General features: G+C 60.3%; 25 protein-coding genes. 11 read left to right on the top strand and 14 right to left on the bottom strand.

Annotation, left to right across the window (positions count from 1 at the left end; translation table 11 throughout):
• Nucleotides 1-71: 71 nt before the first annotated feature.
• The 6 genes from H8S56_RS14985 to dadA all read right to left on the bottom strand — a co-directional run bounded on the left by H8S56_RS14985 (nucleotide 72) and on the right by dadA (nucleotide 6,332).
• Nucleotides 72-1,994 carry an acetyl-CoA hydrolase/transferase family protein gene (locus H8S56_RS14985; RefSeq protein WP_187519066.1) on the bottom strand — a complete coding sequence of 641 codons (1,923 nt, stop codon included), beginning with the start codon at nucleotides 1,992-1,994 and terminating at the stop codon, nucleotides 72-74.
• Nucleotides 1,995-2,293: 299 nt separating this feature from the next.
• On the bottom strand, nucleotides 2,294-2,713 hold the full coding sequence (locus tag H8S56_RS14990; protein WP_187519067.1) for a c-type cytochrome: 420 nt from the start codon (nucleotides 2,711-2,713) through the stop codon (nucleotides 2,294-2,296).
• 173 nt (nucleotides 2,714-2,886) lie between these two features.
• Nucleotides 2,887-3,435, bottom strand: coding sequence for a cupin domain-containing protein (locus H8S56_RS14995; RefSeq protein ID WP_024687426.1), 549 nt, complete (start codon nucleotides 3,433-3,435; stop codon nucleotides 2,887-2,889).
• A gap of 123 nt (nucleotides 3,436-3,558) precedes the next feature.
• Nucleotides 3,559-4,632 (bottom strand): alanine racemase, encoded by a 1,074-nt coding sequence (gene alr, locus H8S56_RS15000; protein ID WP_187519068.1) that lies wholly within the window; start codon nucleotides 4,630-4,632, stop codon nucleotides 3,559-3,561.
• A 73-nt stretch (nucleotides 4,633-4,705) separates the two neighbouring features.
• Complete coding sequence (locus H8S56_RS15005) at nucleotides 4,706-5,059, bottom strand: RidA family protein (protein ID WP_024687424.1); 354 nt, start codon at nucleotides 5,057-5,059, stop codon at nucleotides 4,706-4,708.
• The gene (gene dadA, locus H8S56_RS15010) at nucleotides 5,031-6,332 is read right to left on the bottom strand and encodes a D-amino acid dehydrogenase (RefSeq protein WP_024687423.1); all 1,302 of its coding nucleotides are present in this window, start codon (nucleotides 6,330-6,332) and stop codon (nucleotides 5,031-5,033) included. Before dadA ends, H8S56_RS15005 begins: the two co-directional genes overlap by 29 nt.
• Before the next feature lie 157 nt (nucleotides 6,333-6,489).
• Here dadA and dadR point away from each other — a divergent pair, with 157 nt between their 5' ends.
• The gene (gene dadR / locus H8S56_RS15015; protein WP_004887134.1) at nucleotides 6,490-6,978 is read left to right on the top strand and encodes a transcriptional regulator DadR; all 489 of its coding nucleotides are present in this window, start codon (nucleotides 6,490-6,492) and stop codon (nucleotides 6,976-6,978) included.
• Between the two features lie 8 nt (nucleotides 6,979-6,986).
• On the opposite strand, the gene H8S56_RS15020 is transcribed toward dadR, so the two are convergent.
• Entirely contained in the window at nucleotides 6,987-7,340 is a 354-nt protein-coding gene (locus H8S56_RS15020) for a YkgJ family cysteine cluster protein (protein WP_024687422.1), read from the bottom strand.
• A 106-nt stretch (nucleotides 7,341-7,446) separates the two neighbouring features.
• Between H8S56_RS15020 and H8S56_RS15025 the strand changes: the two genes are divergently transcribed.
• Nucleotides 7,447-8,760: an NAD(P)/FAD-dependent oxidoreductase gene (locus H8S56_RS15025; protein WP_187519069.1), complete on the top strand. Its 1,314-nt coding sequence runs from the start codon at nucleotides 7,447-7,449 to the stop codon at nucleotides 8,758-8,760.
• Nucleotides 8,761-8,767: 7 nt separating this feature from the next.
• Here the strand turns inward: H8S56_RS15025 and H8S56_RS15030 are convergent, their stop codons facing one another.
• Complete coding sequence (locus tag H8S56_RS15030) at nucleotides 8,768-9,013, bottom strand: DUF1127 domain-containing protein (protein WP_187519070.1); 246 nt, start codon at nucleotides 9,011-9,013, stop codon at nucleotides 8,768-8,770.
• A gap of 176 nt (nucleotides 9,014-9,189) precedes the next feature.
• Between H8S56_RS15030 and H8S56_RS15035 the strand changes: the two genes are divergently transcribed.
• Together H8S56_RS15035 and H8S56_RS15040 are read left to right on the top strand one after the other, a co-directional pair.
• Complete coding sequence (locus H8S56_RS15035) at nucleotides 9,190-10,611, top strand: aminotransferase-like domain-containing protein (RefSeq protein WP_187519071.1); 1,422 nt, start codon at nucleotides 9,190-9,192, stop codon at nucleotides 10,609-10,611.
• A 72-nt stretch (nucleotides 10,612-10,683) separates the two neighbouring features.
• The gene (locus H8S56_RS15040; protein ID WP_187519072.1) at nucleotides 10,684-12,264 is read left to right on the top strand and encodes a phospholipase D family protein; all 1,581 of its coding nucleotides are present in this window, start codon (nucleotides 10,684-10,686) and stop codon (nucleotides 12,262-12,264) included.
• On the opposite strand, the gene H8S56_RS15045 is transcribed toward H8S56_RS15040, so the two are convergent.
• Together H8S56_RS15045 and H8S56_RS15050 are read right to left on the bottom strand one after the other, a co-directional pair.
• Entirely contained in the window at nucleotides 12,261-13,406 is a 1,146-nt protein-coding gene (locus H8S56_RS15045; protein ID WP_187519073.1) for an MFS transporter, read from the bottom strand. The genes H8S56_RS15040 and H8S56_RS15045 overlap by 4 nt on opposite strands.
• Nucleotides 13,407-13,587: 181 nt before the next feature.
• Complete coding sequence (locus H8S56_RS15050; protein ID WP_187519074.1) at nucleotides 13,588-15,081, bottom strand: aldehyde dehydrogenase; 1,494 nt, start codon at nucleotides 15,079-15,081, stop codon at nucleotides 13,588-13,590.
• Between the two features lie 239 nt (nucleotides 15,082-15,320).
• On the opposite strand from H8S56_RS15050, the gene H8S56_RS15055 reads away from it, so the two are divergent.
• Both H8S56_RS15055 and H8S56_RS15060 read left to right on the top strand, forming a co-directional pair.
• Nucleotides 15,321-15,689 carry a cupin domain-containing protein gene (locus H8S56_RS15055; protein WP_187519075.1) on the top strand — a complete coding sequence of 123 codons (369 nt, stop codon included), beginning with the start codon at nucleotides 15,321-15,323 and terminating at the stop codon, nucleotides 15,687-15,689.
• Between the two features lie 72 nt (nucleotides 15,690-15,761).
• Nucleotides 15,762-15,965, top strand: coding sequence for a hypothetical protein (locus H8S56_RS15060; RefSeq protein WP_187519076.1), 204 nt, complete (start codon nucleotides 15,762-15,764; stop codon nucleotides 15,963-15,965).
• Nucleotides 15,966-16,041: 76 nt separating this feature from the next.
• On the opposite strand, the gene rpmG is transcribed toward H8S56_RS15060, so the two are convergent.
• Both rpmG and rpmB read right to left on the bottom strand, forming a co-directional pair.
• Entirely contained in the window at nucleotides 16,042-16,197 is a 156-nt protein-coding gene (gene rpmG / locus H8S56_RS15065) for a 50S ribosomal protein L33 (protein WP_004887154.1), read from the bottom strand.
• Between the two features lie 11 nt (nucleotides 16,198-16,208).
• Nucleotides 16,209-16,442, bottom strand: coding sequence for a 50S ribosomal protein L28 (gene rpmB / locus H8S56_RS15070; protein WP_002551514.1), 234 nt, complete (start codon nucleotides 16,440-16,442; stop codon nucleotides 16,209-16,211).
• A 364-nt stretch (nucleotides 16,443-16,806) separates the two neighbouring features.
• Here rpmB and H8S56_RS15075 point away from each other — a divergent pair, with 364 nt between their 5' ends.
• Entirely contained in the window at nucleotides 16,807-18,393 is a 1,587-nt protein-coding gene (locus H8S56_RS15075; RefSeq protein ID WP_187519077.1) for an ABC transporter substrate-binding protein, read from the top strand.
• Between the two features lie 236 nt (nucleotides 18,394-18,629).
• Here H8S56_RS15075 and radC read toward each other — a convergent pair whose 3' ends face one another.
• Entirely contained in the window at nucleotides 18,630-19,304 is a 675-nt protein-coding gene (gene radC / locus H8S56_RS15080) for a RadC family protein (RefSeq protein WP_024694607.1), read from the bottom strand.
• A 133-nt stretch (nucleotides 19,305-19,437) separates the two neighbouring features.
• Between radC and coaBC the strand changes: the two genes are divergently transcribed.
• The 4 genes from coaBC to argB are packed head-to-tail and all read left to right on the top strand — an operon-like array spanning nucleotide 19,438 to nucleotide 24,684.
• A complete protein-coding gene (gene coaBC, locus H8S56_RS15085; protein ID WP_024687411.1) occupies nucleotides 19,438-20,646 on the top strand; it encodes a bifunctional phosphopantothenoylcysteine decarboxylase/phosphopantothenate--cysteine ligase CoaBC in 1,209 nt (402 codons plus the stop codon).
• 6 nt (nucleotides 20,647-20,652) lie between these two features.
• Nucleotides 20,653-21,108 (top strand): dUTP diphosphatase, encoded by a 456-nt coding sequence (gene dut, locus H8S56_RS15090; protein ID WP_024687410.1) that lies wholly within the window; start codon nucleotides 20,653-20,655, stop codon nucleotides 21,106-21,108.
• A 54-nt stretch (nucleotides 21,109-21,162) separates the two neighbouring features.
• On the top strand, nucleotides 21,163-23,748 hold the full coding sequence (locus H8S56_RS24710) for a phosphomannomutase/phosphoglucomutase (RefSeq protein WP_187519078.1): 2,586 nt from the start codon (nucleotides 21,163-21,165) through the stop codon (nucleotides 23,746-23,748).
• A gap of 30 nt (nucleotides 23,749-23,778) precedes the next feature.
• A complete protein-coding gene (argB, locus tag H8S56_RS15100) occupies nucleotides 23,779-24,684 on the top strand; it encodes an acetylglutamate kinase (RefSeq protein ID WP_024687408.1) in 906 nt (301 codons plus the stop codon).
• Nucleotides 24,685-24,756: 72 nt separating this feature from the next.
• Here the strand turns inward: argB and H8S56_RS15105 are convergent, their stop codons facing one another.
• The gene (locus H8S56_RS15105) at nucleotides 24,757-25,284 is read right to left on the bottom strand and encodes a DUF4124 domain-containing protein (RefSeq protein WP_235986796.1); all 528 of its coding nucleotides are present in this window, start codon (nucleotides 25,282-25,284) and stop codon (nucleotides 24,757-24,759) included.
• Nucleotides 25,285-25,417: the final 133 nt, after the last annotated feature.

Consider the following 25,417-nt stretch of genomic DNA (forward strand, 5'->3'; position numbering starts at 1 on the left):
CACCGTTATTGTTACCCCGCTTCAGCGCTCTTTCCGGCATACGTATAACCGTGAGCAAGGAGTGAGGACGATCATTGGGCGGTGTTCTGCAATCCGGCCAGCAGTAGCCTTTGATAAAGCTCTTCGCGTAACCCCTGCGGTTTATCGAGCTGCATACGCTGTAGATGCTCCATGTAAGCGTCAGGCTCCGGCGCATCAAGCGTGGCCTTTCCCAGCTCCAGAATCTCGGTGATTTTGAATTTGCCCTTGAGCCAGTTCAATGCCCGGAGCAGATCGCGTTCTTGTGGAGTGAAGTCGCTGCCCAGCGGGTATTCAGTGAACAATGAGGCATGCCGCGAGGCAATGTCCTGCAAACGCTCAGGCGTATTCTGCGTAAAGCGCGGATCGAGGCTGAAGTTCTTCGGCAGTTTTCCAGCCTTTTGCGCTTGCTCGATCAGCCCGACCTGGAAGCGCGAGTCGCTGATGTTCAGCAGCCGCTCGATCACCGTCGCGTCGGTCTGACCCCGCAGGTCGGCAATCCCGTATTCGGTCACGACGATGTCGCGCAGGTGCCGGGGAATCGTCGCGTGGCCATATTCCCAGACAATATTGGAGCTGACCTCGCCGCCTGATTCGCGCCAGCTGCGCAGCATCAGAATCGAGCGCGCGTCTTCAAGCGCATGGGCCTGAGCCACGAAGTTGTACTGCCCGCCGACGCCACTGAGAACACGTCCATCTTCCAGCTGGTCGGCCACTGCCGCCCCCAGCAGCGTGACGGTGAAGGCACTGTTGATGAAACGTGCATCACGCCGCTGCAGGCGCTTGAGCTCTTCATTGCCATACAGTTCGTTGATGTAGCTGATGGCAGTCATGTTGAACTGCGCCAGACGCTCGGCAGGCAGCTCGCGCAGTCGCTCGTAGAAACTGGTCGGACCCAGAAAGAAACCACCATGCATCACTACGCCATCGGGATGGGTGTCCTCATCCAGAGTGCCCATATTGGCCAGCCGTTGCAGTTCTGCGTCGGGATATACCCTGCGCCGTATGATCCCCGCATCGGCCAGCACCAGCAGGCCGTTGACGAACATTTCGCTGCAACCGTACAAGCCGTTCGCAAAAGGCTGCATCCCGCCTTCGCGATCGATCAGCGTTTGCCAGTTGCTCATGTTCAGCTCGGCCAGCAGCGCACGCCAGGACTCGTTGTCTGCCTGACGGGCCAGCAACGCGCCAGTCAATGCATCGCCCATCGAGCCGATACCGATCTGCAGGGTGCCGCCGTCACGCACCAGCGTGCTGGCATGCAGACCGATCAGGTGATCCTGGTAGCCCACCGGCATGTTGGGCGTGGAGAACAGCGTGCTGCGCTCCTCCTCGTCCAGTAACAGGTCGAAGGCCACGGCATCCAGCTCCGAATCGCCGGGCATGTAGGGCAGGTCGGCGTGCACCTGTCCCAGCATCAAAATGGTTTCACCTGCCGCACGACGCTTGGCGATCATGGGCAACAGGTCAAGGGTCACGTCGGGATTACAGCTGAGGCTGAGCTTGCCCGGCCGCTGCTCATCACGGGCCACGAGCTGCGCGACAAGGTTCAGACCGCTGGCATTGATGTCGCGGGCGGCGTGGCTGTAATTGCTGCTGACGTAGTCCTGCTGGGCCGATTCGCTGTTGAGCAGACTGCCTGGCTGCATGAAGAACTGCTGGACACGGATGTTGCCCGGCAGGCTGTCGCGACGCAGTGCGGCGAGAAAATCGAGTTCTGGATAGTCACCGAACGTGCGCTCCAGAAACGGCTCGAGAAAGCGCGCCTGCAAGCCTTCTCCCGGTGTCGGACGTCCCAGGGTCAACGCGGTATAAAGGGTCAGTTTGCGCTCAGGCAACTCGCTGATCCGCTGATACAAGGCGTTGACGAATCGATTTGGCTTGCCCAGCCCCAGCGGCATGCCGAGGTGAATATGCTCGGGCAACTGCGAAAGAACGTAATCAACGGCTTGCTCAATGGAACAGGACTGCGGCATCCGAGCTCTCCTGATGTGTTATTGGATGCAGCTTGGACAGGTCTGGGCGGGAAAGTGCTGCGCGGCGTGTGATTTGATCGTTTCATGCTCTGCGCCCGCTCCAGAACCAAAACAACAATGGCTGACTGAATAGATACCCCGTGGGAGGCGGCTTGCCGGCGAGGCGGTCCCTGCAGCGCCGTATGAGTGACTGGGCTGACGTCATCGCCAGCAAGCCGCCTCCCACAATCGCGCACCTGCTGCGAAACCTGTGTAGACCGATGAGCCGGGAGCATATGCATGATCAGCAGCCTAAATGATCACTTCAACCCCGACATCTTCTGAATCGCGCCTTTGAGGTCTTCATCAGAACAATCGCCACACGTGCCTTTGGGCGGCATGGCGTTGATGCCGGTAATGGCCTTGGCCAGCAGCCCGTCAAGGCCGCCTTCTTTCTGGGCACGTTCGGTCCAGGCTGCGGTATCACCGATTACCGGCGCATTGGGCATGATGCCGCTGTGGCAGACGGTGCAGTGTTTGGCAATCACATCATCTGCGGATCGGGCAGCACCGCCAGCAGCACCCACAACCTGCACGCCGGGACACTCCTTGCCTTGAACACAGACCTGCCCGACAGGCTCCAGACGCCTGGCGATCTCTTCATTGCTCGCCGCCTGAACGTTGAATGCCCAGAGTGCCAGCACCGCAGAAATGGCCAGAAACTTGTTTGTCAGGTTCACGCTCAACACCCTCAAGGTGACTGGGTCACGCCTGCGCAAATGGGCTGGCAGGCCGCAAAAGTATAACGGCCAGCTGGCACGGCTGAAACGCGCCTGCAGTCGGTCGGCCAGGTGAGCGACGAACACAGAAATCAGCCACCGCCCCTGAAAACAAGGGCTGCGGGACAGTGACGTCAGAAGTTGGCGGGAGTGGCTGCGCTGATTAGCCGCGCCGGGGCGTCGAACGGATTACGAAAGCGGTGCGGACGCGTACTTTCGAAGTAGTAACTGTCGCCCGCTTCGAGCACGTAGGTGTCCAGCCCGACCACCAGTTCCAGACGCCCTTCGACGACAATCCCGGTTTCTTCGCCTTCGTGGACCAGCATTTCCTCACCGGTATCGGCACCGGGCGGATAGGTCTCGGTCAGGAAGGCGATGGCACGGCCCTGGTGCGACTTGCCGACCAGTTTCATGGTCACGGCACCGTCCGAGATATCGATCAATTCGCTGGCTTTGTAAACCACCTGAGTCGAATTTTCGGGTTCGATTTCTTCGGAGAAGAACTCGACCATCGACATGGGAATCCCGCCCAGCACCTTACGCAGGGAGCTGATCGAAGGGCTGACGCTGTTTTTCTCGATCATGGAAATGGTGCTGTTGGTCACACCTGCCCGCTTGGCGAGTTCACGCTGGGACAAGCCCTTGAGCTTGCGGATCGATTGCAGTCGTTCACCCACGTCCAATGCGGTATTCCCCCAGATTTAGTCAGGTCAAGTCGTTATGAGCGCCATGATGGCACAGCGTTCAATATTTACAACACTCGACCGGCGACCGGAACGCAGGGGAACAGGTGACGACGAACAGCCTCAGCTTTCGGAATAAACCCGAGGCACACGGCGCAGATTGCAGAAGATCTGGTACGGAATCGTGCCCGCGTGGGCGGCCACATCACTGGCCAGCACGCGCTTGCCCCAGAGTTCGACATGGCTGCCGAGACCGGCCTGAGGCAAGTCGGTCAGGTCCACACCGAGCATGTCCATGGACACCCGCCCGACCAGCCTGGAAGGCTGCCCGTCGATGAGCACCGGTGTTCCGGTGGGGGCCTGACGCGGATAACCGTCGGCGTAGCCCATTGCCACGACGCCGATGCGTGAAGGACGGTCTGTGACATAGGCCGCGCCATAACCGACAGGCTCACCGGCGGCCAGCTCGCGTACGCTGATGATTTTCGACTCCAGCGTCATGACCGGCTGCAGGCGATCAGCCAGTCCCTGTGACTCACTGAACGGCGTGGCACCGTACAGCATGATGCCGGGCCGTACCCAGTCGCTCTGGATCGTCGGCCAGCCCAGCACGGCCGGAGAGTTTTTCAGGCTGGTTTCGGCGGCAAGCCCCTGACGGGCGGCTTCAAAAACCGCGACCTGATCAGCGCTGGCCGGGCTGTTCAGCTCATCGGCCCGTGCGAAGTGACTCATCAGCACGATCCTGGCCACTTTGCCGGTCGCCAGCAGACGCTGGTACGCCGTGCGGTACTCCGAGGGATGCAGGCCCACACGATGCATGCCGGTGTCGAGCTTGAGCCAGACGGTGACGGGTTTGCCGAGACGGGCCTGTTCCAACGCCTCCAGCTGCCACATCGAATGCACCACCATCCACAGATCGTGCTGGACGATCAGCGCCAGTTCGTCGGCTTCGAAAAAACCTTCCAGCAACAGGATCGGCAAGGTAATACCCGCCGCACGCAATTCCAGCGCTTCTTCGATGCACGCCACCGCAAATCCGTCCGCCATGGCTTCCAGCGCCTGGGCTGCGCGCACGGCACCGTGCCCGTAGGCATCGGCCTTGACCACGGCAAGCGCTTTGGCGCCGGTGCTTTCGCGGGCCAACTGGTAGTTGTGACGCAGGGCTTGAAGATCGATAAGAGCGCGGGCTGGACGCATGGGGAGGGTATTGCCTGAGCAGGTGATAAAAAAGCCCGACGCCGAGGGTGCGTCGCCGGGCCAGGAAAAAACGTTATGGCAGTGCGGCGACCACCGACAGCTCGACCAGAATTTCCGGTTCGCACAGCTTGGCTTCAACGGTTGCGCGGGCAGGTGCGACGCCTTTTGGCAGCCACTTGTCCCAGACACTGTTCATACCGGCAAAGTGTGCATCGATATCCTTGAGGTAAATCGTGACCGACAGAATGCGAGTCTTGTCGGTACCTGCCAGGTCGAGCAGTCGCTCGATACTGTCCAGCGTTTCCTGGGTCTGTTTCTCGACACCGGCGGCCATGTCATCTCCCACCTGGCCCGACAAATAGACGGTGCCGTTGTGGACGACGATCTGACTCATGCGCTCATTGGTGAGCTGGCGCTGGATTGACATGCTTTGCGTTCTCCTGGGTACTGCCATAGCGAGAAATATCAAGGCCTTCGGCACTGATCTGGGGTGTCTTGCGGGCCATGAGATCAGCCAGCAAACGGCCGGAACCGCACGCCATTGTCCAACCCAGCGTACCGTGGCCGGTGTTGAGGAACAGGTTGCGCATAGGCGTGGCACCCACGATCGGCGTGCCATCCGGCGTGGTGGGACGCAGCCCGGTCCAGAAGTCGGCCCGGGTCAGGTCACCGCCCTGAGGATAGAGGTCACCGACGATCATCTCCAGTGTTTCGCGTCGGCGCGGATTGAGCGACAGGTCGAAGCCTGCAATCTCGGCCATGCCGCCGACGCGGATACGGTTATCGAAACGGGTGATGGCGACCTTGTAGGTCTCGTCGAGGATGGTCGACGTCGGTGCCATGGCCGGGTTGGTGATCGGGATGGTCAGCGAATAGCCCTTGAGCGGATAAACCGGGGCCTTGATGCCCAATGGCTTGAGCAATTTGGGCGAGTAGCTGCCCAGCGCCAGCACGTAGCGGTCAGCGGTTTCCAGCTTGCCGTCGATCCACACGCCGTTAACGCGGTCGCCCGCGAAGTCCAGCCGTTCGATGTTTTGACCGTAACGGAACTCCACGCCCAGTTTCTCGGCCATTTCGGCCAGACGCGTGGTGAACAGCTGGCAATCGCCGGTCTGATCGTTGGGCAGGCGCAAGGCGCCACTGAGGATTCCAGTCACCCCTGCCAAGGCAGGTTCGACACGAGCGATACCTTCGCGATCAAGCAGCTCATACGGCACGCCGGACTGTTCGAGTACAGCGATGTCCTTGGCGGCGTTATCCAGTTGTGCCTGAGTGCGGAACAACTGGGTGGTGCCCAGGCTGCGACCTTCATAGGCAATACCGGTTTCCAGACGCAGCTCGTCGAGGCAGTCGCGGCTGTACTCGGACAGCCGCACCATGCGCTCCTTGTTCACGGCATAGCGATTGGCTGTGCAGTTGCGCAGCATTTGCGCCATCCACAGGTACTGATCGATATCGGCAGTCGCCTTGATCGCCAGCGGCGCATGGCGCTGCAGCAGCCACTTCATGGCCTTGAGCGGCACGCCCGGCGCAGCCCATGGCGAGGCATAGCCGGGTGACACCTGACCTGCGTTGGCGAAGCTGGTTTCCATGGCAGGTGCGGGTTGACGGTCTACCACCGTGACCTGAAAACCTGCCCGCGCCAGATAATAGGCGCTGGTTATGCCAATCACACCGCTACCAAGGACCAGAACGCGCATGTTGATGACCTCATCGCGGATATCCGCTGACGTTTTGAAGTTTAAAGCAAGGATGTGGCCAGTATATTGGGCATCGGGCAGTGCTTTTAACTGTATAAATGCCTATATTCGGTGTTAATCCACGGCAAAGAACGCTTTCACAGAGGGGATATAAACCGTGCGCACGCAACATCAGTCAAAACGTGAGCTGGACAAGATCGATCGCAATATCCTGCGGATCCTGCAGGCCGATGGACGCATTTCGTTCACCGAACTGGGCGAACGGGTCGGCCTGTCGACCACGCCCTGCACTGAACGGGTCAGAAGGCTTGAGCGTGAAGGCATCATCATGGGTTACAACGCCCGGCTGAACCCGCAGAGCCTCAAGGCCAGCCTGCTGGTGTTCGTCGAGATCAGCCTGGATTACAAGTCCGGGGACACCTTTGAGGAGTTCCGCCGCGCGGTACTGAAACTGCCACACGTGCTGGAATGCCACCTGGTGTCGGGGGACTTCGACTACCTGGTAAAGGCACGTATTTCGGAGATGGCGTCGTACCGCAAGCTGCTCGGCGACATCCTGCTAAAACTGCCGCACGTGCGCGAGTCCAAGAGCTATATCGTGATGGAAGAAGTGAAAGAGAGCCTGAACCTGCCGATTGCCGACTGAGCCGGACGCTACACCAGCACTTGCCGGGTCGAGGCAATGTAGTCGTGCACCTGCTTCTCGACGCGAGGGTGAATCAGCTCGACGGGGCGTCGGCCGTTGGGGCACGGCAGGGTTTGTGTGGTACCGAACAGGCGGCAGATCAACGGGCGCTCGTCGTAGACCGTGCAACCCTGAGGCCCGAGATGCACGCAGTTCAGCTCGTTCAGGGCCGCGTCCTGCTCGGCAGCAGTCTTGCGCGGCAGGCGGGCCATTTCCTCGGATGACGTGGTCACCGGGCCGCAGCAGTCATGGCAGCCGGGCACACACTCGAACGAGGGAATCTGACGGCGCAGCTCGCGGACTTTCTGAAGGTTACAGCTCATTGAAACGATCACCCGGACACAATGCAGGGATTTTGCCTCAGTTGGCAGGCTCATGACAGCAGCTTATCCTCCAGAGACTTTCCAGCGCCGCCAACAGGACATGTCCATGAACGCCCGCGTTCAGAACCCAGCCCAGCCTGACTCGCACACCGCCTCCTACTACGCCGCCAGCAGCCATCCGCAACCGGATCATCCGGCGCTGCGAGGCGAAGTGAAGGTCGATGTGTGCGTGGTGGGCGGCGGGTTTTCCGGGCTCAACACGGCGATCGAACTGGCCGAGCGCGGACTGAGCGTGGCATTGCTGGAAGCACGCAAGATCGGCTGGGGCGCCAGCGGGCGTAATGGCGGTCAGTTGATTCGCGGCGTGGGTCATGGCGTTGAGCGGTTCGCCAATGTCATCGGCAGCGACGGCGTACGCCAACTCAAGCTGATGGGCATCGAGGCCGTTGAAATCGTGCGTCGGCGCGTCGAAAAGCACAGTATCGATTGCGCGCTGAAATGGGGTTACTGCGACCTGGCCAACAAGCCACGCGACCTGACCCACCTGGCTGAAGATGCCGACGAGTTGCGCAGTCTGGGTTATCGCCATGAGCTGAAACTGGTGCAGCCCGACCAGATGCGCAGCGTGGTCGGCTCGGATCGGTATGTGGGTGGGCTTATCGACATGGGCTCGGGGCACCTGCATCCCCTGAACCTGGCATTGGGAGAAGCGGCGGTTGCGCAATCGCTGGGCGTGCAGCTGTTCGAACATTCCCACGTAACGCGCATCGACTACGGTCCACAGGTCAAGGTGCACACCGCGCAGGGTTGCGTCCTGGCGAGCACCCTGGTGCTGGGCTGCAATGCGTACCTGAAAGACCTGAACCCGCAAATCAGCGGCAAGGTGTTGCCCGCGGGCAGCTACATCATCGCGACCGAACCCTTGAGCCCGACGCAAGCCCGTGAACTGCTGCCGCAGGACATGGCGGTCTGCGACCAGCGTGTGACGGTGGATTACTATCGACTGTCGGCCGACCGCCGCCTGTTGTTCGGCGGTGCCTGTCATTACTCGGGCCGCGACCCGCAGGACATCGCTGCCTACATGCGACCCAAGATGCTGGACGTGTTTCCGCAATTGGCCAGCGTGAAGATCGATTATCAGTGGGGCGGCATGATCGGCATCGGTGCCAACCGCCTGCCGCAGATCGGTCGACTCAAAGATCAGCCCAACGTGTTTTATGCGCAGGCCTACTCCGGCCACGGCGTGAACGCCACACACCTGGCTGGCCTTCTGCTGGCCGAAGCCATCGCCGGACAACACAGCGACGGCTTCGAACTGTTCGCCAGGGTTCCTCACATGACCTTTCCAGGCGGCAAGCACCTGCGCTCGCCACTGCTGGCGCTGGGTATGCTCTGGCACCGATTGAAAGAGCTGCGCTGAAGACGCGCTACTTCCAGAACGGCTTCATCGCCTCAGCCCTGGCCTGCCATGCATCAAGGCCGACATCGCGCAGTTCGTCGTCGGTCATCTGCAACAGGGCGCGACGGGACGTCCAGCGATGGCGATAGCGCGCCCAGCGACTCATGCCTGCCGGCATAGACTGATCTGCGTGAACGGCCTTGATCGCAGTCGAGAGCGTGTTATCCAGTTCCTGACTGTGAAGCATCAATCGTACGTCGCTTAACCCGTTCATTTCTGATTTCTCCATCACGGGTGGGTGTGGCTCCATGATGGAGCGAACGCACAAAGCATTACAGATTCAAAAACCAGTTATATTTTCCATACAGAAGATTTAAAACCGCCGCTGAATGCTGTATTTTTGCGCAATCTGTATTGCTTCTCCCGTTCAACTCCATTCGAGAGTACGCCATGACGCTGTACGTCAACCTTGCCGAACTGTTGGGCTCGCGCATCGAAAAAGGTCTTTATCGCCCTGGCGACCGCCTGCCTTCCGTGCGCGCGCTCAGCGTTGAGCACGGCGTCAGCCTGAGTACCGTGCAGCAGGCGTACCGCGTTCTGGAAGACAGCGGACTGGCCACACCCAAGCCCAAGTCGGGCTATTTCGTATCGGCCAGTCGCCAGGCCCCGGCGCTCCCGGTGGTCGGTCGTCCCGTACAGCGACCGGTGGATATCTCACAGTGGGATCAAGTGCTGGACCTGATTCGGGTATCGCCTCTCGGAGCTGTCACGCAGCTGGGACGCGGGATGCCTGACGTCTCCAGCCCCACTCTGAAACCGCTGATGCGTGCCTTGGGCCAGTTGAGCCGACATCAGGACATGCCCGGTCTGTATTACGACAACATCTACGGCGTCCATACACTTCGTGAGCAGATCGCCCGCCTGCTGCTGGATTCGGGCTGCCACCTGACCGCCAATGACCTGATCATCACCACGGGCTGCCACGAAGCACTGTCGGCCAGCATCAGAGCCATCTGCTCGCCTGGCGACATCGTGGCGGTGGATTCACCGAGCTTTTTCGGTGCCATGCAGACCCTCAAGGGCCTGGGCATGAAGGCGCTGGAAATCCCGACCGATCCGTTGACCGGCATCAGCCTGGAAGCGCTGGAACTGGCGCTGGAGCAATGGCCGATCAAGGCCATCCAGTTGACGCCCAGCTGCAACAATCCCTTGGGCTATGTGATGCCGGAAGCACGCAAGCGAGCGCTGCTGACCCTGGCGCAGCGCTTCGACGTGGCGATCATCGAAGACGACGTGTATGGCGACCTGTCCTTCACTTATCCGCGTCCACGCACCATCAAGTCCTTTGACGAGGATGGCCGGGTGTTGCTGTGCAGTTCGTTCTCCAAAACCCTGGCACCCGGCCTGCGGATCGGCTGGGTCGCGCCCGGCCGTTATCTGGAACGGGTGCTGCATATGAAATACATCAGCACTGGCTCGACTGCACCGCAGCCGCAACTGGCAATTGCCGACTTCATCGAGGGCGGCCACTACGAACCGCACCTTCGGCGCATGCGCACGCAGTATCAGCGCAGCCGCGACGTGATGATCGATTGGGTCATGCGCTATTTCCCGCAAGGCACCCGCGTCAGTCGCCCGCAAGGCAGCTTCATGCTGTGGGTGGAACTGGCCGAGGATTTCGACACGCAACGCCTCAATCGCGTCTTGCTGGACAAGGGCGTACAGATCGCGGTGGGCAGTATTTTTTCCGCCTCGGGCAAGTACCGCAACTGCATGCGCATGAACTATGCCGCCAAGCCGACAGCGAAAATCGAGAACGCGGTGCGCATCGTCGGCGAGACCATCGCGCAGCTGATTGCGCAAACTGACTGACGCTGGCAAATTTTTCCCGGTTTTGTGGGTCTTATCGCCAAACCGAGCCGAGCCTGGTACTGGATAATCAATTTGAAGAACTCATGGGCCTTGCCCTTTTCCTTGCTGGTTGCGCTGTGCGTCAGCGGTTGCGCACATCAAGCCCCGCTCGGTGAGCCAAGCCAGGCCATACCGTCTTCAGACTCAGCCTTCGGCCGGTCGATTCAGGCGATGGCAAAACCCCACGAAGGGCGTTCGGGCTTTCGGCTGCTGCCCGACAGCAGCGACGCGTTCAAGGCGCGTGCCGAGCTGATCCGTAATGCGAAAAGCAGCCTCGACCTGCAGTATTACATCGTCCACGATGGCCTGAGCACCCGGGCACTGATCGACGAACTGCTCAAGGCTGCTGACCGTGGCGTACGTGTGCGCATCCTGCTGGACGACACCACCAGCGACGGCGTCGACCAGGCCATTGCCACCCTCGCCGCCCACCCGAACATTCAGATTCGCCTGTTCAATCCACAGAACCTGGGGCGCGAGACCGGCGTCACCCGCAGCCTTGGCAGGCTGATGAACCTGTCGCGTCAGCATCGGCGCATGCACAACAAACTGTGGCTGGCGGACAACAGCGTCGCCATCGTCGGCGGGCGCAACCTGGGCGACGAATACTTCGATGCCGAGCCCAATCTGAATTTCACCGACATCGACATGCTCAGCGTCGGACCGGTCGCCGAGCAGCTCGGGCACAGTTTCGATCAGTACTGGAACAGCACGCTGAGCAAGCCCATCGATGACTTCATGTACGTGCTGCCTGACGCTCAGGACCTGGCCAAGGCCAGGCAACGGCTTACCGCCTCTCTGGAGCAGGCGCATCAGCAACACAAGGCGCTGTATGAGCGGCTGATGGCGTACAAGACCGAACCGCGCATGAAGACCTGGCTCAACGAACTGGTCTGGGCCTGGAACCAGGCGCTGTGGGATGCGCCCACCAAGGTGCTGGCACAGGGCGAGCCAGACCCGCACCTGCTGCTGACCACGCAACTGGCGCCGGAGCTGTTGAACACCCGCAAAGAGCTGATGCTGATCTCGGCCTACTTCGTGCCAGGCCAGGAAGGCTTGCTGTACCTCACCGGCCGGGCCGACGCGGGTGTGAATGTCAGCCTGCTGACCAACTCGCTGGAGGCCACGGACGTGCCTGCCGTGCATGGCGGCTATGCACCCTATCGCAAGGCGCTGCTGGAACACGGGGTCAAATTGTTCGAGCTGCGCCGCCAGCCTGGCGATACCGAAACCATGCGTGGCAGCGGCCCGCACCTGTTCAAGAAAAGCCGGTCCTTTGTCAGCTCTGAGTCCAGCCTGCACAGCAAGGCGATGATTTTCGATCGTCAGAAAGTGTTTGTCGGTTCGTTCAACTTCGACCCGCGCTCAGTGCTGTGGAACACCGAAGTCGGCGTGCTGGTCGACAGCCCGCAACTGGCTGACGAACTGCGCGAGCTGACGCTGCAGGGCATGGCACCCTCGCTCACCTACGAAGCCCGACTGGAGGACGGTAAGGTAGTCTGGGTGACCGAAGACAATGGCGTCATCCACACGCTGCACACCGAGCCCGGCGATTGGTGGCGGCGTTTCAATGCGTGGATGAGCAAGGCGATTGGTCTTGAACGGATGCTCTAGGCCTGCGCTTCACTCACACCGAATGCGCCGCGCCGCAAGGTCAGGACCAGCAACCCGAACGCCCCCGCAGCCATCAGCAACGGCAAGGCATCAATACTGACCCACTGACTGCCTGCACCTGCTGCCAAAGGCCCCAGCAGGCAGCCGATGCCCCAGAGCTGCGCCACATGCGCGTTGGCACGCACCAGCGCATCGTCGCGATAACGCTCACCGATCATAATCAGCGACAGCGTGAACAGCCCCCCGGCACTGGCACCGAACAGCACCCACAGCGGCCAGATCACCACCGTACTGACCAGCAGCGGAATGGCCAGACTGGACACCATCAGCGCCCCTGCACAACCGGTGAACAGTGTGCGGCGCGAGATACGGTCCGCCAGCAGACCAATCGGCAATTGCAGCACCGCATCGCCCACGACAACGGCGCTGACCATCATCAGGGCGACTTCGGGCGTGAAGCCATGCCCAATGCAATAGATCGGCAGCAGCGTCAGGATCAGCGCTTCAAAAGCTGCAAACAGCGCAACGGCCCAGGCGATGGCCGGCATGCCGCGACAGAAGCCGAGCAGGTCGGCAAACGACACACTGCTCGACTCCGTCGACGGCGCGCCGGTGCGTCCCAACAGCAGGAAGGGCGAGCAGGTCATCAGTAACACGCCGACCCAGAAGCCATAGTCGGCCTCGGTGCCCATCACCCCCAGCAATAGCGGCCCGGCCAGCTGGCTCAGGGCATACGTGCTGCCGTACAAGGCAACCAGCCGGCCGCGCAGGCGCTCGATCACCAGTTGATTGATCCAGCTCTCGCCGAGGATGAAGACAATCGTCAGGATCATGCCCAGCATCAGACGCAAAACCAGCCAGACCGGGTAGTAAGGCAGCAACGCCAGAACGCCGACCGACACAGCGCCGCCCCACAGACACAGCCGCATCAGATGGGCAGTCCCGAAACGCGACGCCAGCGCACTGGCCACGCCAGCGCCGACCAGCACACCCACCGCAGGCATCGCCGCCATGACGCCGATGGCGAACGAGCCGTAGCCCCAGTCTGCCAGCCTCAGCGACACCAGCGGCATGCTGACGCCGATGGCCAGGCCGACACTCAGGATCGAGGCCAGAACGGCGAAATAAGTACCCCAACGCATGACTCTCACTCTGTACTCGGCGTTATACGCAGGTGTCGTCTTGATACGAAACCCGATGGGAAGCCACACCATGCCTGACACAACGCTGCCTATGGCAGGCGGATTGCTGGCGGTAAGCGTGGAAAATGGACGCGACCAAACGCCCCCGCACTGGACGGGGACGCTTGCGGGGAACGACAGCTTACAGCTTGATCCAGGTGGATTTCAGCTCGGTGTATTTGTCGAATGCGTGCAACGACTTGTCGCGCCCATTGCCCGATTGCTTGAAGCCGCCGAACGGCGCGGTCATGTCGCCGCCGTCGTACTGGTTGACCCAGACGCTACCGGCACGCAAGGCTTTTGCCGTCAGGTGCGCCTTGGAGATGTTGGCGGTCCAGACAGCCGCGGCCAGGCCGTACGGTGTGTCATTGGCGATCTGGATTGCTTCTTCGGCCGTGTCGAAGGTCAGCACCGAAAGCACGGGGCCGAAGATCTCTTCCTGAGCGATTTTCATGGCGTTGTTCACGCCGTCGAAGATCGTCGGCTCGACGTAAGTACCACCGGTTTCCTCAAGAATGCGCTTGCCACCGGCCACCAGCGTGGCGCCGTCGGCGTGACCGGCCTCGATGTACGACAGCACGGTGTTCATCTGCTGGGTATCGACCAGCGCGCCAACCGTGGTCGCCGGGTCCAGCGGGTTGCCGGGCTTCCAGCTCTTCAACGCCTCGATCACCAACGGCAGGAAGCGATCCTTGATGGAGCGCTCGACCAACAGACGTGAACCGGCGGTGCACACCTCGCCCTGGTTGAAGGCGATGGCGCTGGCAGCCGCTTTTGCAGCGGTCTGCAAGTCCGGTGCGTCGGCGAAGACGATGTTCGGGCTCTTGCCGCCAGCTTCCAGCCAGACGCGCTTCATGTTGGATTCGCCCGAGTAGACCATCAACTGCTTGGCGATCTTCGTCGAACCGGTGAACACCACGGTATCGACGTCCATATGCAGTGCCAGCGCCTTGCCGACCGTATGGCCGTAGCCCGGCAGCACGTTGAGCACACCGGCAGGAATGCCCGCCTCGATGGCCAGTTGCGCAATACGAATAGCCGTCAGCGGGGATTTTTCCGACGGCTTGAGCACCACGGAGTTACCGGTCGACAATGCAGGCCCCAGCTTCCAGCAGGCCATCATCAACGGGAAATTCCAGGGCACGATGGCTGCGACTACGCCCACCGGCTCGCGCGTGACAAGACCCAGTTGATCATGAGGTGTCGCTGCGACTTCGTCGTACAGTTTGTCGATAGCCTCGCCGCTCCAGCTCAAGGCCCCGGCAGCGCCGGGCACGTCGATCCCGAACGAATCGCTGATCGGCTTGCCCATGTCCAGCGTTTCCAGCAGGGCCAGCTCTTCGGCATTCTGCTTGAGCAGGCCAGCGAAGCGAATCATGGTTGCCTTGCGCTTGGCAGGTGCCAGGCGCGACCACACGCCGGAGTTGAATACGCTGCGGGCACTGTCTACCGCGCGCTGAGCGTCAGCGGCATCGCAGCTGGCGACCTTGGCAAGCATGCGGCCATCGACCGGACTGACGCAGTCAAAGGTTTCGCCGGATGCGGCGTTGGTGTATTCACCTTGGATGAAGGCACGGCCTTCAATCTTCAAATCCTGGGCACGCTTCTCCCAGTCGGCACGAGTCAGGGTGGTCATGTGGATCTCCTCCTCTTGTTGAACAGGCGTGTGTCATGGTGGATTAAAGACACCATTCGACATTTCAGGGCAAACGCCACCCTAAACCAGCGGCCAGGCAAAAACCAATATATTTGACATAATTACCGGAAAATGACCTTTTTTGTTGATTTTATTAAACACAGGTTTGAACCATCACGGCACCATTGCTGGATGCACTCGTCAAACCTTCATCCCATTCCACCAGAGGCCAGCCCGGTATGAGTATCGACAGCATCGTCGACTTCAATGAAGCCAGCACCGCTCCAGAGCACTATCGACCCGCTCCGGAAAAGATCTTCAAGGGTGATCCTGCCCAGACGGTCTACAACCACTACAACAGCCCCTGCGGGCAGATGAGTGCAGGGGTCTGGGAAGGCGAGCAAGGACAATGGCAGGTCAATTACACCGAGCACGAATACTGCGAAATCGTGCATGGCGTTTCGGTTCTGCGCGATGAGCATGGCCACGCCAAGACGTTGCGGGCAGGCGACAGGTTTGTGATTCCGGCTGGATTCAAGGGCACCTGGGAGGTGCTGGAGGCCTGTCGCAAGATTTACGTGGTGTTCGAGGCGGCTATACATAAATAACGCCAGACGCCCTGCTGATTGTATGAGTCTAGGGGCGTCCATTCCGGACATTACTCATAAAGGACTATGACAATGACCAACGAAGAAATCACCCTGGACCTTCAGTATCTGATTGGCAGCCGCTATGTACCGACAGTCAAGGCCTACATCAGCGAACTGACAGGCAGAACCCGCATCGTAGGGCCACTGGATGCCAGTGACCGGATGTTTGACCGCAACCGCATCAAGATCGCCGCCGACGAGGCGGGGCTGATTTCGGCGTTCTCGTTCTCCTGAGACCGCCAGCCTTCCTCAAAACCCAGACACAAAAAAGCCCGCATAAAGCGGGCTTTTTTGCAGGAGACAGAATCAATTACTTGATTTTGCCTTCTTTGTACATCACGTGCTTACGTACAACCGGATCGAATTTTTTGATTTCGATTTTATCCGGGGTAGTACGTTTGTTCTTGTCGGTGGTGTAGAAATGGCCTGTACCAGCGCTCGACACCAAACGGATCAATTCACGCATGATTCTCTCCCTTAAATTTTGCCGTCGCGACGCAGTTCAGCGAGCACAACTTCAATGCCACGCTTGTCGATGATACGCATGCCTTTAGCAGATACGCGCAGACGAACAAAACGCTTCTCGCCTTCAACCCAGAAGCGGTGATGCTGCAGGTTTGGCAGGAAACGACGACGGGTTTTGTTGTTTGCGTGGGAAATGTTATTCCCGGTTACCGGACCCTTACCGGTAACTTGACAGACTCTCGACATGCCTCAGCCCTCTAAAACCACATGCCCAACCCGGCATGGGTTGGCCGCTTAATCTCTCAGTCATTTGGCGCCAGGCGCCGCGTTTCTTTAAGGGTCTTACCGGCTACACCTACAGTGAAGGAACCGGGCCCCTAGAAAAGAGCGCTGCTTTATACCAGAAAGCCTTGCGTGCAACAACAGGCAATGCACTCTACAGTAAATGAACGGACCTTGCGCGGCGGCTGAATCAAGCCATGCGCGGGGTACTGGCAAAAAGACCGCTCGTCGCTCCGCGGCGATTGTTCTGCGCCAGCACATGGTCTAGGGTTACTCCCTCACCAGACTGCGCCGGCAGATGGGGCCCTTTCTGAACAGGAATTTCGCCATGCGCCTTGCTGCACTTCCCTTTTTGCTCGTCCCGCTGCTGCTCCCGATTGCCTCTCAGGCGGCGAGCCTGGCGGTTTGTACCGAAGCCAGCCCTGAAGGTTTCGATGTGGTGCAATACAACTCCCTGACCACCACCAATGCGTCGGCCGATGTGTTGATGAACCGCCTGGTGGATTTTGATGCCCAGAGCGGCAAGCTGATACCGAGCCTGGCTGACCACTGGACGGTCTCCGACGACGGCCTGACCTATACCTTCACGCTGCGCTCGGGCGTGAAATTTCATACCACTGACTACTTCACGCCCACTCGCGAACTGACAGCCGACGACGTGCTGTTCAGCTTCAAACGCATGCTTGACCCGCAGAACCCGTGGCACAAGATCGCGCAAAGCGGCTTCCCACACGCGCAGTCCATGCAACTGCCTGCGCTGATCAAGAGTATTGATGCGCCTGACGCGCGCACAGTGAAGTTCACCCTCAACCGCGCCGACTCCACGTTCCTCGCGACGCTGAGCATGGGCTTTGCCTCGATCTATTCGGCCGAGTACACCGCGCAACTGCTCAAGGCAGGCACGCCGGAAAAACTCAACAGCCAGCCCATCGGCACGGGCCCGTTCGTGTTCAAGCGCTTCCAGAAAGATGCCGTGGTGCGTTACGAAGCGTTCAAGGACTACTTCGCCGGCAAGTCCGACGTCGACACCCTGATCTACGCCATCACCCCGGACGCCAACGTGCGCCTGCAGAAGATTCGCCAGAACGAATGCCAGATTGCGCTTTCACCCAAGCCACTGGATATCCAGGCCGCCAGCAAGGATGCCTCACTGAAGGTCGAGAAGACCGAAGCGTTCATGACCGCATTCGTGGCCATCAACAGCCAGCATCCGCCGTTCGATAAACCGCAGGTGCGTCAAGCCGTGAACCTTGCGTTCGACAAGGCCAATTACCTCAAGGCCGTGTTCGAAGACACTGCAGAAACCGCCAACGGGCCTTATCCGCCCAACACCTGGAGTTTCGCCAAGGACCTGCCCGGTTACCCGCATGACGTTGCCAAAGCCAAGGCGTTGCTGGCCGAGGCTGGCCTGAAGGACGGCTTCAAGACCACGATCTGGACACGCCCCTCCGGCAGCCTGCTGAACCCGAACCCGAGCCTGGGCGCTCAGTTGCTGCAGGCCGACCTGAAGCAGATCGGCATTGATGCCGAGATCAGGGTCATCGAATGGGGCGAACTGATTCGTCGCGCCAAGGCGGGCGAGCACGACCTGCTGTTCATGGGCTGGGCCGGTGACAATGGCGACCCGGATAACTTCCTGACACCGCAGTTCTCCTGCGCAGCCGTGCAATCGGGCACCAACTTCGCCCGTTACTGCGACAAGACCCTGGACAAATTGATCAGCGACGGCAAATCCACCAGCGATCAGGCCACACGCAGCAAGCTCTACCACCAGGCCCAGACGCAGATCCAGCAGCAGGCCCTGTGGATTCCCCTCGCCCACCCGACCGCTGCCGCACTGGTGCGCAAGGACGTGACGGGCTATCAGGTGAGCCCGTTCGGGCGGCAGGATTTCTACAAGGTGCAGGTGAAGTAACAGGCTTGCCGTTGATCATGCCTCTGCTAAGCGCTCAACGGTACATACCGTGCCTGCGGAGCAAACGCAGGCACCTGTGGGAGTGAGCTTGCTCACGAATAGGCCGGTACAGTTTCCAGAAAAGAAGCGTCTGGAACACAGCCTTCGCGAGCAAGCTCGCTCCCACCAGGCTGTGTGCGCACTCAAGAAAATCGTCCGAGAGACTTAGCGCAGAGCGTGGTAACGATCAACACGCACTACATCAACCCCCGCTCCACCATCGACAACGGCTCGCCATCCCCCACGATCACATGGTCCAGGACCTGAACGTCAATCAGCAGCAAGGCCTCCTTGAGGCGCTTGGTCAGGTCGATGTCGGAACGGCTGGGGTCGGTAATGCCCGAAGGGTGGTTGTGGCACAGGATCAGGCTGGCGGCATTGTGGGCCATGGCACGCTTTACCACCTGCCGGGGATGCACGTACGCCGAGTTGATCGTGCCGCGAAACAGCACTTCGAACGTCATGACCCGATGTTTGTTATCCAGAAACAGGCAGCCGAACACCTCATGCGGCTCATGACGCAATAACGCCTTGAGGTAGCTACGAACCTGCTGGGGATTTTCCAGCGCCGAATCACGGCGCACCGATTCGGCCATGTGTCGACGCGCCATTTCCATGACAGCCTGTAACTGAGCGAACTTGGCGGGTCCCAGGCCCAGTTGCGCCGTGAAATCCTGCAAATTCGCATCCAGTAACGGTCTGAGGCCGCCAAACTGATTCAATAGATGACGAGCGAGGTCTACAGCGCTTTTTCCGGCCACGCCGGTGCGTAAAAAGATGGCCAGCAACTCGGCGTCGGACAGACTGCCCGCGCCCAACGCCAACAAACGTTCCCGTGGGCGTTCGGCCGTGGGCCAACTGCGAATACTCATAACACCTCCCTGTGGTTGAGCACCTGTTCCGGTGCGGTCGCTGTGCTATCTTAGCCCATCTTTTTTGCGCGACGATCTGGCCTGGGGAGGCGTCCTGGCCGTCGCGTCAACACTTGACCAAAAAGGCAGGCCTATGCAGCGGCTGTATCGAAAACGCATCGTTCTGGGCGTCGGCGGCGGCATCGCAGCCTACAAAAGCGCCGAACTGGTTCGCCGGTTGCGCGACCAGGGTGCGGAAGTCCGTGTCGTCATGACCCGGGGCGGGGCCGAGTTCATCACACCCCTGACCATGCAGGCCCTTTCCGGCCACCCAGTGCACCTGGACTTGCTCGACCCGGCGGCAGAGGCGGCCATGGGGCATATCGAACTGGCCAAATGGGCCGACCTGATCCTGATTGCGCCGGCCACCGCCGACCTGATCGCCCGGCTGGCACAAGGCATCGCCAACGACTTGCTGACCACCATTGTGCTGGCCACAGATGCGACCGTCGCCATCGCACCGGCGATGAACCAGGCCATGTGGCGCGATGCGTCGGTACAGGCCAATACCCGCTTGCTGGAAGAACGTGACTTTCGTGTATTCGGTCCGGCGTCCGGCAGCCAGGCCTGCGGCGACGTGGGTTTTGGGCGCATGCTCGAAGCCGATGATCTGGCGCAGTGTGCTGCCGATTGCTTCCAGCGCCTGTGCCTGACAGGCAAGCACGTGCTGATCACAGCTGGCCCGACCCAGGAAAACATCGACCCGGTGCGTTACATCACCAACCACAGCTCCGGCAAAATGGGTTTTGCCCTGGCCGAAGCGGCTGTGGAAGCGGGTGCGCGAGTGACGCTGATCACGGGTCCCGTCAACCTGCCAACGCCGGACCGCGTTTCGCGCATCGACGTGGTCAGTGCCCGCGACATGCTGGCGGCGTGCGAGGCTGCCATTCCCTGCGACCTTTTCATCGCGTCGGCTGCGGTTGCTGATTACCGCCCGGAAGTCATCGCGCCTCACAAACTCAAGAAAGATCCTACGAACGGCGACGGCCTGTTGCTGCAGATGGTCCGCAACCCGGACATTCTCGCCACCATCGCCACCCGCCCGGATCGCCCGTTCAGTGTCGGCTTCGCTGCCGAGACCGAGCACCTGCTCGACTATGCTGCACGCAAGCTCAAGGACAAGAACCTCGACCTGATCGTCGCCAATGACGTGGCCAACCCCAGCATTGGCTTCAACAGCGAAGAGAACGCCTGCAGCGTGATCGACCGAGCGTTGCACCCGACGCTCTTCGCCCAGACCAGTAAGGCCAAGATTGCCCGCCAGCTGATCACTTTTATCGCCGACCGTATGAATCAGGTTTAATCACGCATGCACGCTCTACAAGCCAAGATCCTCGACCCTCGTATTGGCAACGAATTCCCGCTTCCGGCCTATGCGACTGTCGGTTCCGCCGGCCTGGACCTGCGCGCCATGCTCAAGGAGGACACCGTTCTTGAACCTGGCCAGACCTTGCTGATCCCCACAGGCCTGTCGATCTATATCGGTGACCCGGGCCTGGCCGCCATGATCCTGCCGCGCTCGGGCCTGGGCCACAAACACGGCATCGTGCTGGGCAATCTGGTTGGCCTGATCGACTCTGACTATCAGGGCGAGCTGATGGTGTCCTGCTGGAACCGTGGCCAGACTGCATTCAACCTCTCGGTTGGCGAGCGCATCGCGCAACTGGTGCTGGTGCCCGTGGTACAGGCGCACTTCGAACTGGTTGAAGCGTTCGATGAAAGCCAGCGCGGCGCAGGCGGTTTCGGGCATTCCGGCAGTCACTGATCGCCAACCGAAACGCCGCATCAGCTCATAGGGATTAAGCATGGGGAGTAGTCGTTGAAAGGCAGTCAGCACAGCGCTTCAAAACAAGCCGTATCGGCTACCTTTGCGCTGCCTGCTGCGAGCATAAAGGCACTCTCCCCTGGGCTCGTTCCCGCCGCGATCGGCCTTGCAGCGGCCATGGCCGTTGCCTGGCTGGCCGTCGCCAATAACCCGCAGGATCAGGGCGGGCTTGCGCAAGCGCTGGGCAGCAGCCAGGCTCAGGCCGTGAATCTGGCACTCGGGCAAATCAGTGCCGACACTCAGGCGGCAGCTACGAGTGCAGCGCTGGTCCAGGCTTTGCAAAACGGCGATGCCGCAGCACTGGCGACAGCGCAGGATCAACTGACACGCTGGGACGGCCTGGCAGGCGCGCGACTCAACCCCAAGGGCATGACCGATGTCGACCCGACAGGCTCACTGCCTGTCACGTTCGCCACGCTGGACATGCTGAACAAGGCAGCACGCGGAGAAGCCGTTGCACCCGAGGCACGCAAGACAGGCGAGCGCTGGCTGATCTACAGCGCCGCCCCCGTGCGGGCCGATGCCAGCCAGCCTGTCAGCGGCACGCTGCTGCTGGCGTTCGATCCCAAGCGCTTGCTCAATGCATTGCCGACACTGCCTGCCGATGTCGGGCAAGTGGTCTTGAGTCAACAGTTCGGCACCGGTCCCGCTCAGGTTTTCCTGCAGCGCGGCGAACCCGTTGGCGGCAAGCCGCAGAGCTTTGACACGGGTTATCCCGGCTGGAAACTGGAGTTCTCGCCAGCCACAACCTCAAAAACAGCGTCCTCGATCGTGCTTTTATTGCTGGCTCTGGTGATCGCTGCAGCAGGCGTATTACTGGGCCTGCACCGCAACGAGCGGGCCTTGCAGAAGCGTATTTGTGCTGACGCTCGTCAGCTTGATCAGTTGCTTCAAGAACTCTCGAGCGGAAAAGCCGTCAAACCGTTCGGTTTGAGCCTTCCAGCCCTTGGCGGCCTGGCTCAGGCCCTGGCTCGTGTTTCGCTTCGTGATAAACCCACGGCCCCTCCCGCCGCGGTCACGAGCAAAGAAAACGATGCCCATATGACGACAGGCAGCGCGTCGAATCCTATCGCTGCTCCTGGCACCGACTGGACAGATCCGCTGTTTCAAGATACCGATATTCTCGATATCGACCTTCTCGACGAAAACCAGGATTTCCTGAGATCGGAGCATCCCATCGCTATGAACAGCCCAGCATCCGTGGCACCCAAACTCCCCGACACCATTTTTCGCGCCTACGACATTCGTGGCGTGGTCGGGGACACCCTCAGCGCTGAGACCGCCTACTGGATCGGCCGCGCCATTGGCTCCGAGAGCCTTGCGCAGAACGAACCCAACGTCAGCGTTGGCCGCGATGGCCGCCTTTCCGGCCCCGAGCTGGTCGAACAATTGATTCAGGGCCTGCACGACAGCGGCTGCCACGTCAGCGACGTCGGTCTGGTGCCGACGCCTGCGCTGTATTACGCAGCCAACGTGCTGGCGGGCAAGACCGGCGTCATGCTGACCGGCAGCCACAACCCGAAAGACTACAACGGCTTCAAGATCGTGATCGCCGGCGACACCCTCGCCAACGAGCAGATTCAGGCGCTGCACGAGCGCATCAAGACCAACAACCTGACCTCACAAAAGGGCAGCATCACCAAAGTCGACATCCTCGATCGCTACTTCAAGCAGATCAAGGACGATATCGTCATGGCCCGCAAGCTCAAGGTCGTGGTCGATTGCGGCAACGGCGCAGCAGGCGTGATCGCCCCGCAACTGATCGAAGCGCTGGGCTGTGAAGTGATTTCCCTGTTTGCCGAAGTCGATGGCAACTTCCCAAACCACCACCCGGATCCGGGCAAGCTGGAAAACCTTCAGGACCTGATCGCCAAGGTCAACGAAACCGGTGCCGACCTGGGCCTGGCGTTCGACGGCGACGGCGACCGCGTCGGTGTGGTGACCAACAAGGGCAATGTGGTCTATCCGGATCGCCTGCTGATGCTGTTCGCTCTGGACGTGCTGAAGCGCAATCCAGGTGCCGACATCATTTTCGACGTGAAATGCACACGCCGCCTGACGCCGCTGATCAGCGAACACGGTGGTCGTCCGGTGATGTGGAAAACCGGTCACTCGCTGATCAAGAAAGAGATGAAGAAAAGCGGTGCCTTGCTCGCTGGCGAGATGAGCGGCCACATTTTCTTCAAGGAACGCTGGTTCGGCTTCGACGACGGTATCTACAGCGCGGCACGCCTGCTGGAAATTCTCAGCCAGGAATCGACCTCGGCCGAAGACCTGTTCGAGACCTTCCCGAATGACATTTCGACGCCTGAGATCAACATCAAGGTGACGGACGTCACGAAGTTCAGCATCATCGAGGCCCTTGAGAAAGACGCCCAGTGGGGCGACGCCAAACTGACCAGCATCGACGGAGTCCGCGTAGACTATCCGAAGGGCTGGGGCCTGGTTCGCGCGTCCAATACCACGCCGGTACTGGTGCTGCGCTTCGAAGCCGAAACCGAGGCCGAGTTGCAGCGCATCAAGGACGTGTTCCACGCCGAGCTCAAGAAAGTTGCGCCGGACCTCGATCTTCCTTTTTGATTGCTTTCCCCCTTTTGACTGGAGCCCTGAATGACCCTCGAACGTGATGCCGCCTCTAATGTAGCCAAGGTCCTTTCCGAAGCGCTGCCTTACATTCGCCGCTTCGTCGGCAAGACGCTGGTTATCAAGTACGGCGGCAACGCCATGGAAAGCGAAGAGCTGAAAACCGGCTTCGCTCGCGACATCGTGTTGATGAAAGCAGTCGGTATCAACCCGGTGGTTGTCCATGGTGGAGGGCCACAGATCGGTGATCTGCTCAAGCGCCTGTCGATCGAAAGCCACTTCATCGACGGCATGCGCGTCACCGATGCCCAGACCATGGACGTTGTGGAAATGGTGCTGGGTGGCCAGGTCAACAAGGACATCGTCAATCTGATCAACCGCCATGGCGGCAGCGCCATTGGCCTGACCGGCAAGGACGCGGAGCTGATTCGTGCGAAGAAGCTGACCGTCACGCGTCAGACACCCGAGATGACCAAGCCTGAAATCATCGACATCGGTCATGTGGGCGAAGTGGTCGGTATCAACACCGACCTGCTCAACATGCTGGTCAAGGGTGATTTCATCCCGGTGATCGCACCAATCGGCGTCGGCGCCGACGGCGAGTCGTACAACATCAACGCCGATCTGGTCGCCGGCAAGGTTGCCGAAGCCCTCAAGGCCGAGAAACTGATGCTGCTGACCAACATCGCCGGCCTGATGGACAAGCAAGGCCAGGTCCTGACCGGCCTGACCACCGAGCAAGTGAACACGCTGATTGCCGACGGCACGATCTACGGCGGCATGCTGCCCAAGATCAAGTGTGCGCTGGAAGCAGTACAAGGTGGCGTGACCACCTCGCACATCATCGACGGTCGCGTTCCGAATGCCGTGTTGCTGGAAATCTTCACCGACACAGGTGTGGGTACGCTGATCAGCAATCGCAAGCGTCACTGATTCTCTGCACGACAAAAAGGCCCTGTCAGCATCTGCTGACAGGGCCTTTTTCATGGCATCGACTTAAGCGGACTACTGAGTGAGGTGCTGCGTGAGTTGCTGCACACGAACGCGGTCTTCGGCAAAGCCCGCCTCGGCCTTGGCGCGTGCCGCCTGATAGCCTGTGATATCGCCCTGCAGGCGCACTTGCTGATCACGCACGTCGTTCAACTGCTCGATGATCGTCTGCGGAACCGGACGCCCGGCACGCTCCTGATCACCCGCCTGCCCCAGCAAATTGCGCTGCTGAGTGGCCAACCCTTGCAGGTTGCCTTGAGCAACACCGATGAGCGTGTCCAGCTCGGCCAGCTTGCGCGCCTTGACGCGGTCCACGTCGGCAACGCTGCTGTATAGGCTCAGCAACTTCGCATTGGCGTCGGCCTGAACCTTGTCGGCCTCGGCCTGACGAATCTGCTCGGCGGTGGGCGCAGGCGGTATCACCTGCACCACCCGGCCTCGGGCATTGAGCACTTCATAACCTTTGGCGACGTACTCGGCAGGCACGCCCAGGCGGTCGATGACCGTCACGCCGCGATTATCGATGTACCGATAAAGTCGCATTTCGGGGATATCGGCAGCCTGCACCAGGGCAGAACACAGCACTCCCAGCGACAAACCCAATACGCCTGACGCGCGCACGAGCCTCTGCAACGCGCCTGACGGGCATCGCCTATGCGCCCGCCAGATCTGCATC

It is taken from the genome of Pseudomonas triticifolii, assembly GCF_014358015.1.
Classification (GTDB): domain Bacteria; phylum Pseudomonadota; class Gammaproteobacteria; order Pseudomonadales; family Pseudomonadaceae; genus Aquipseudomonas; species Aquipseudomonas triticifolii.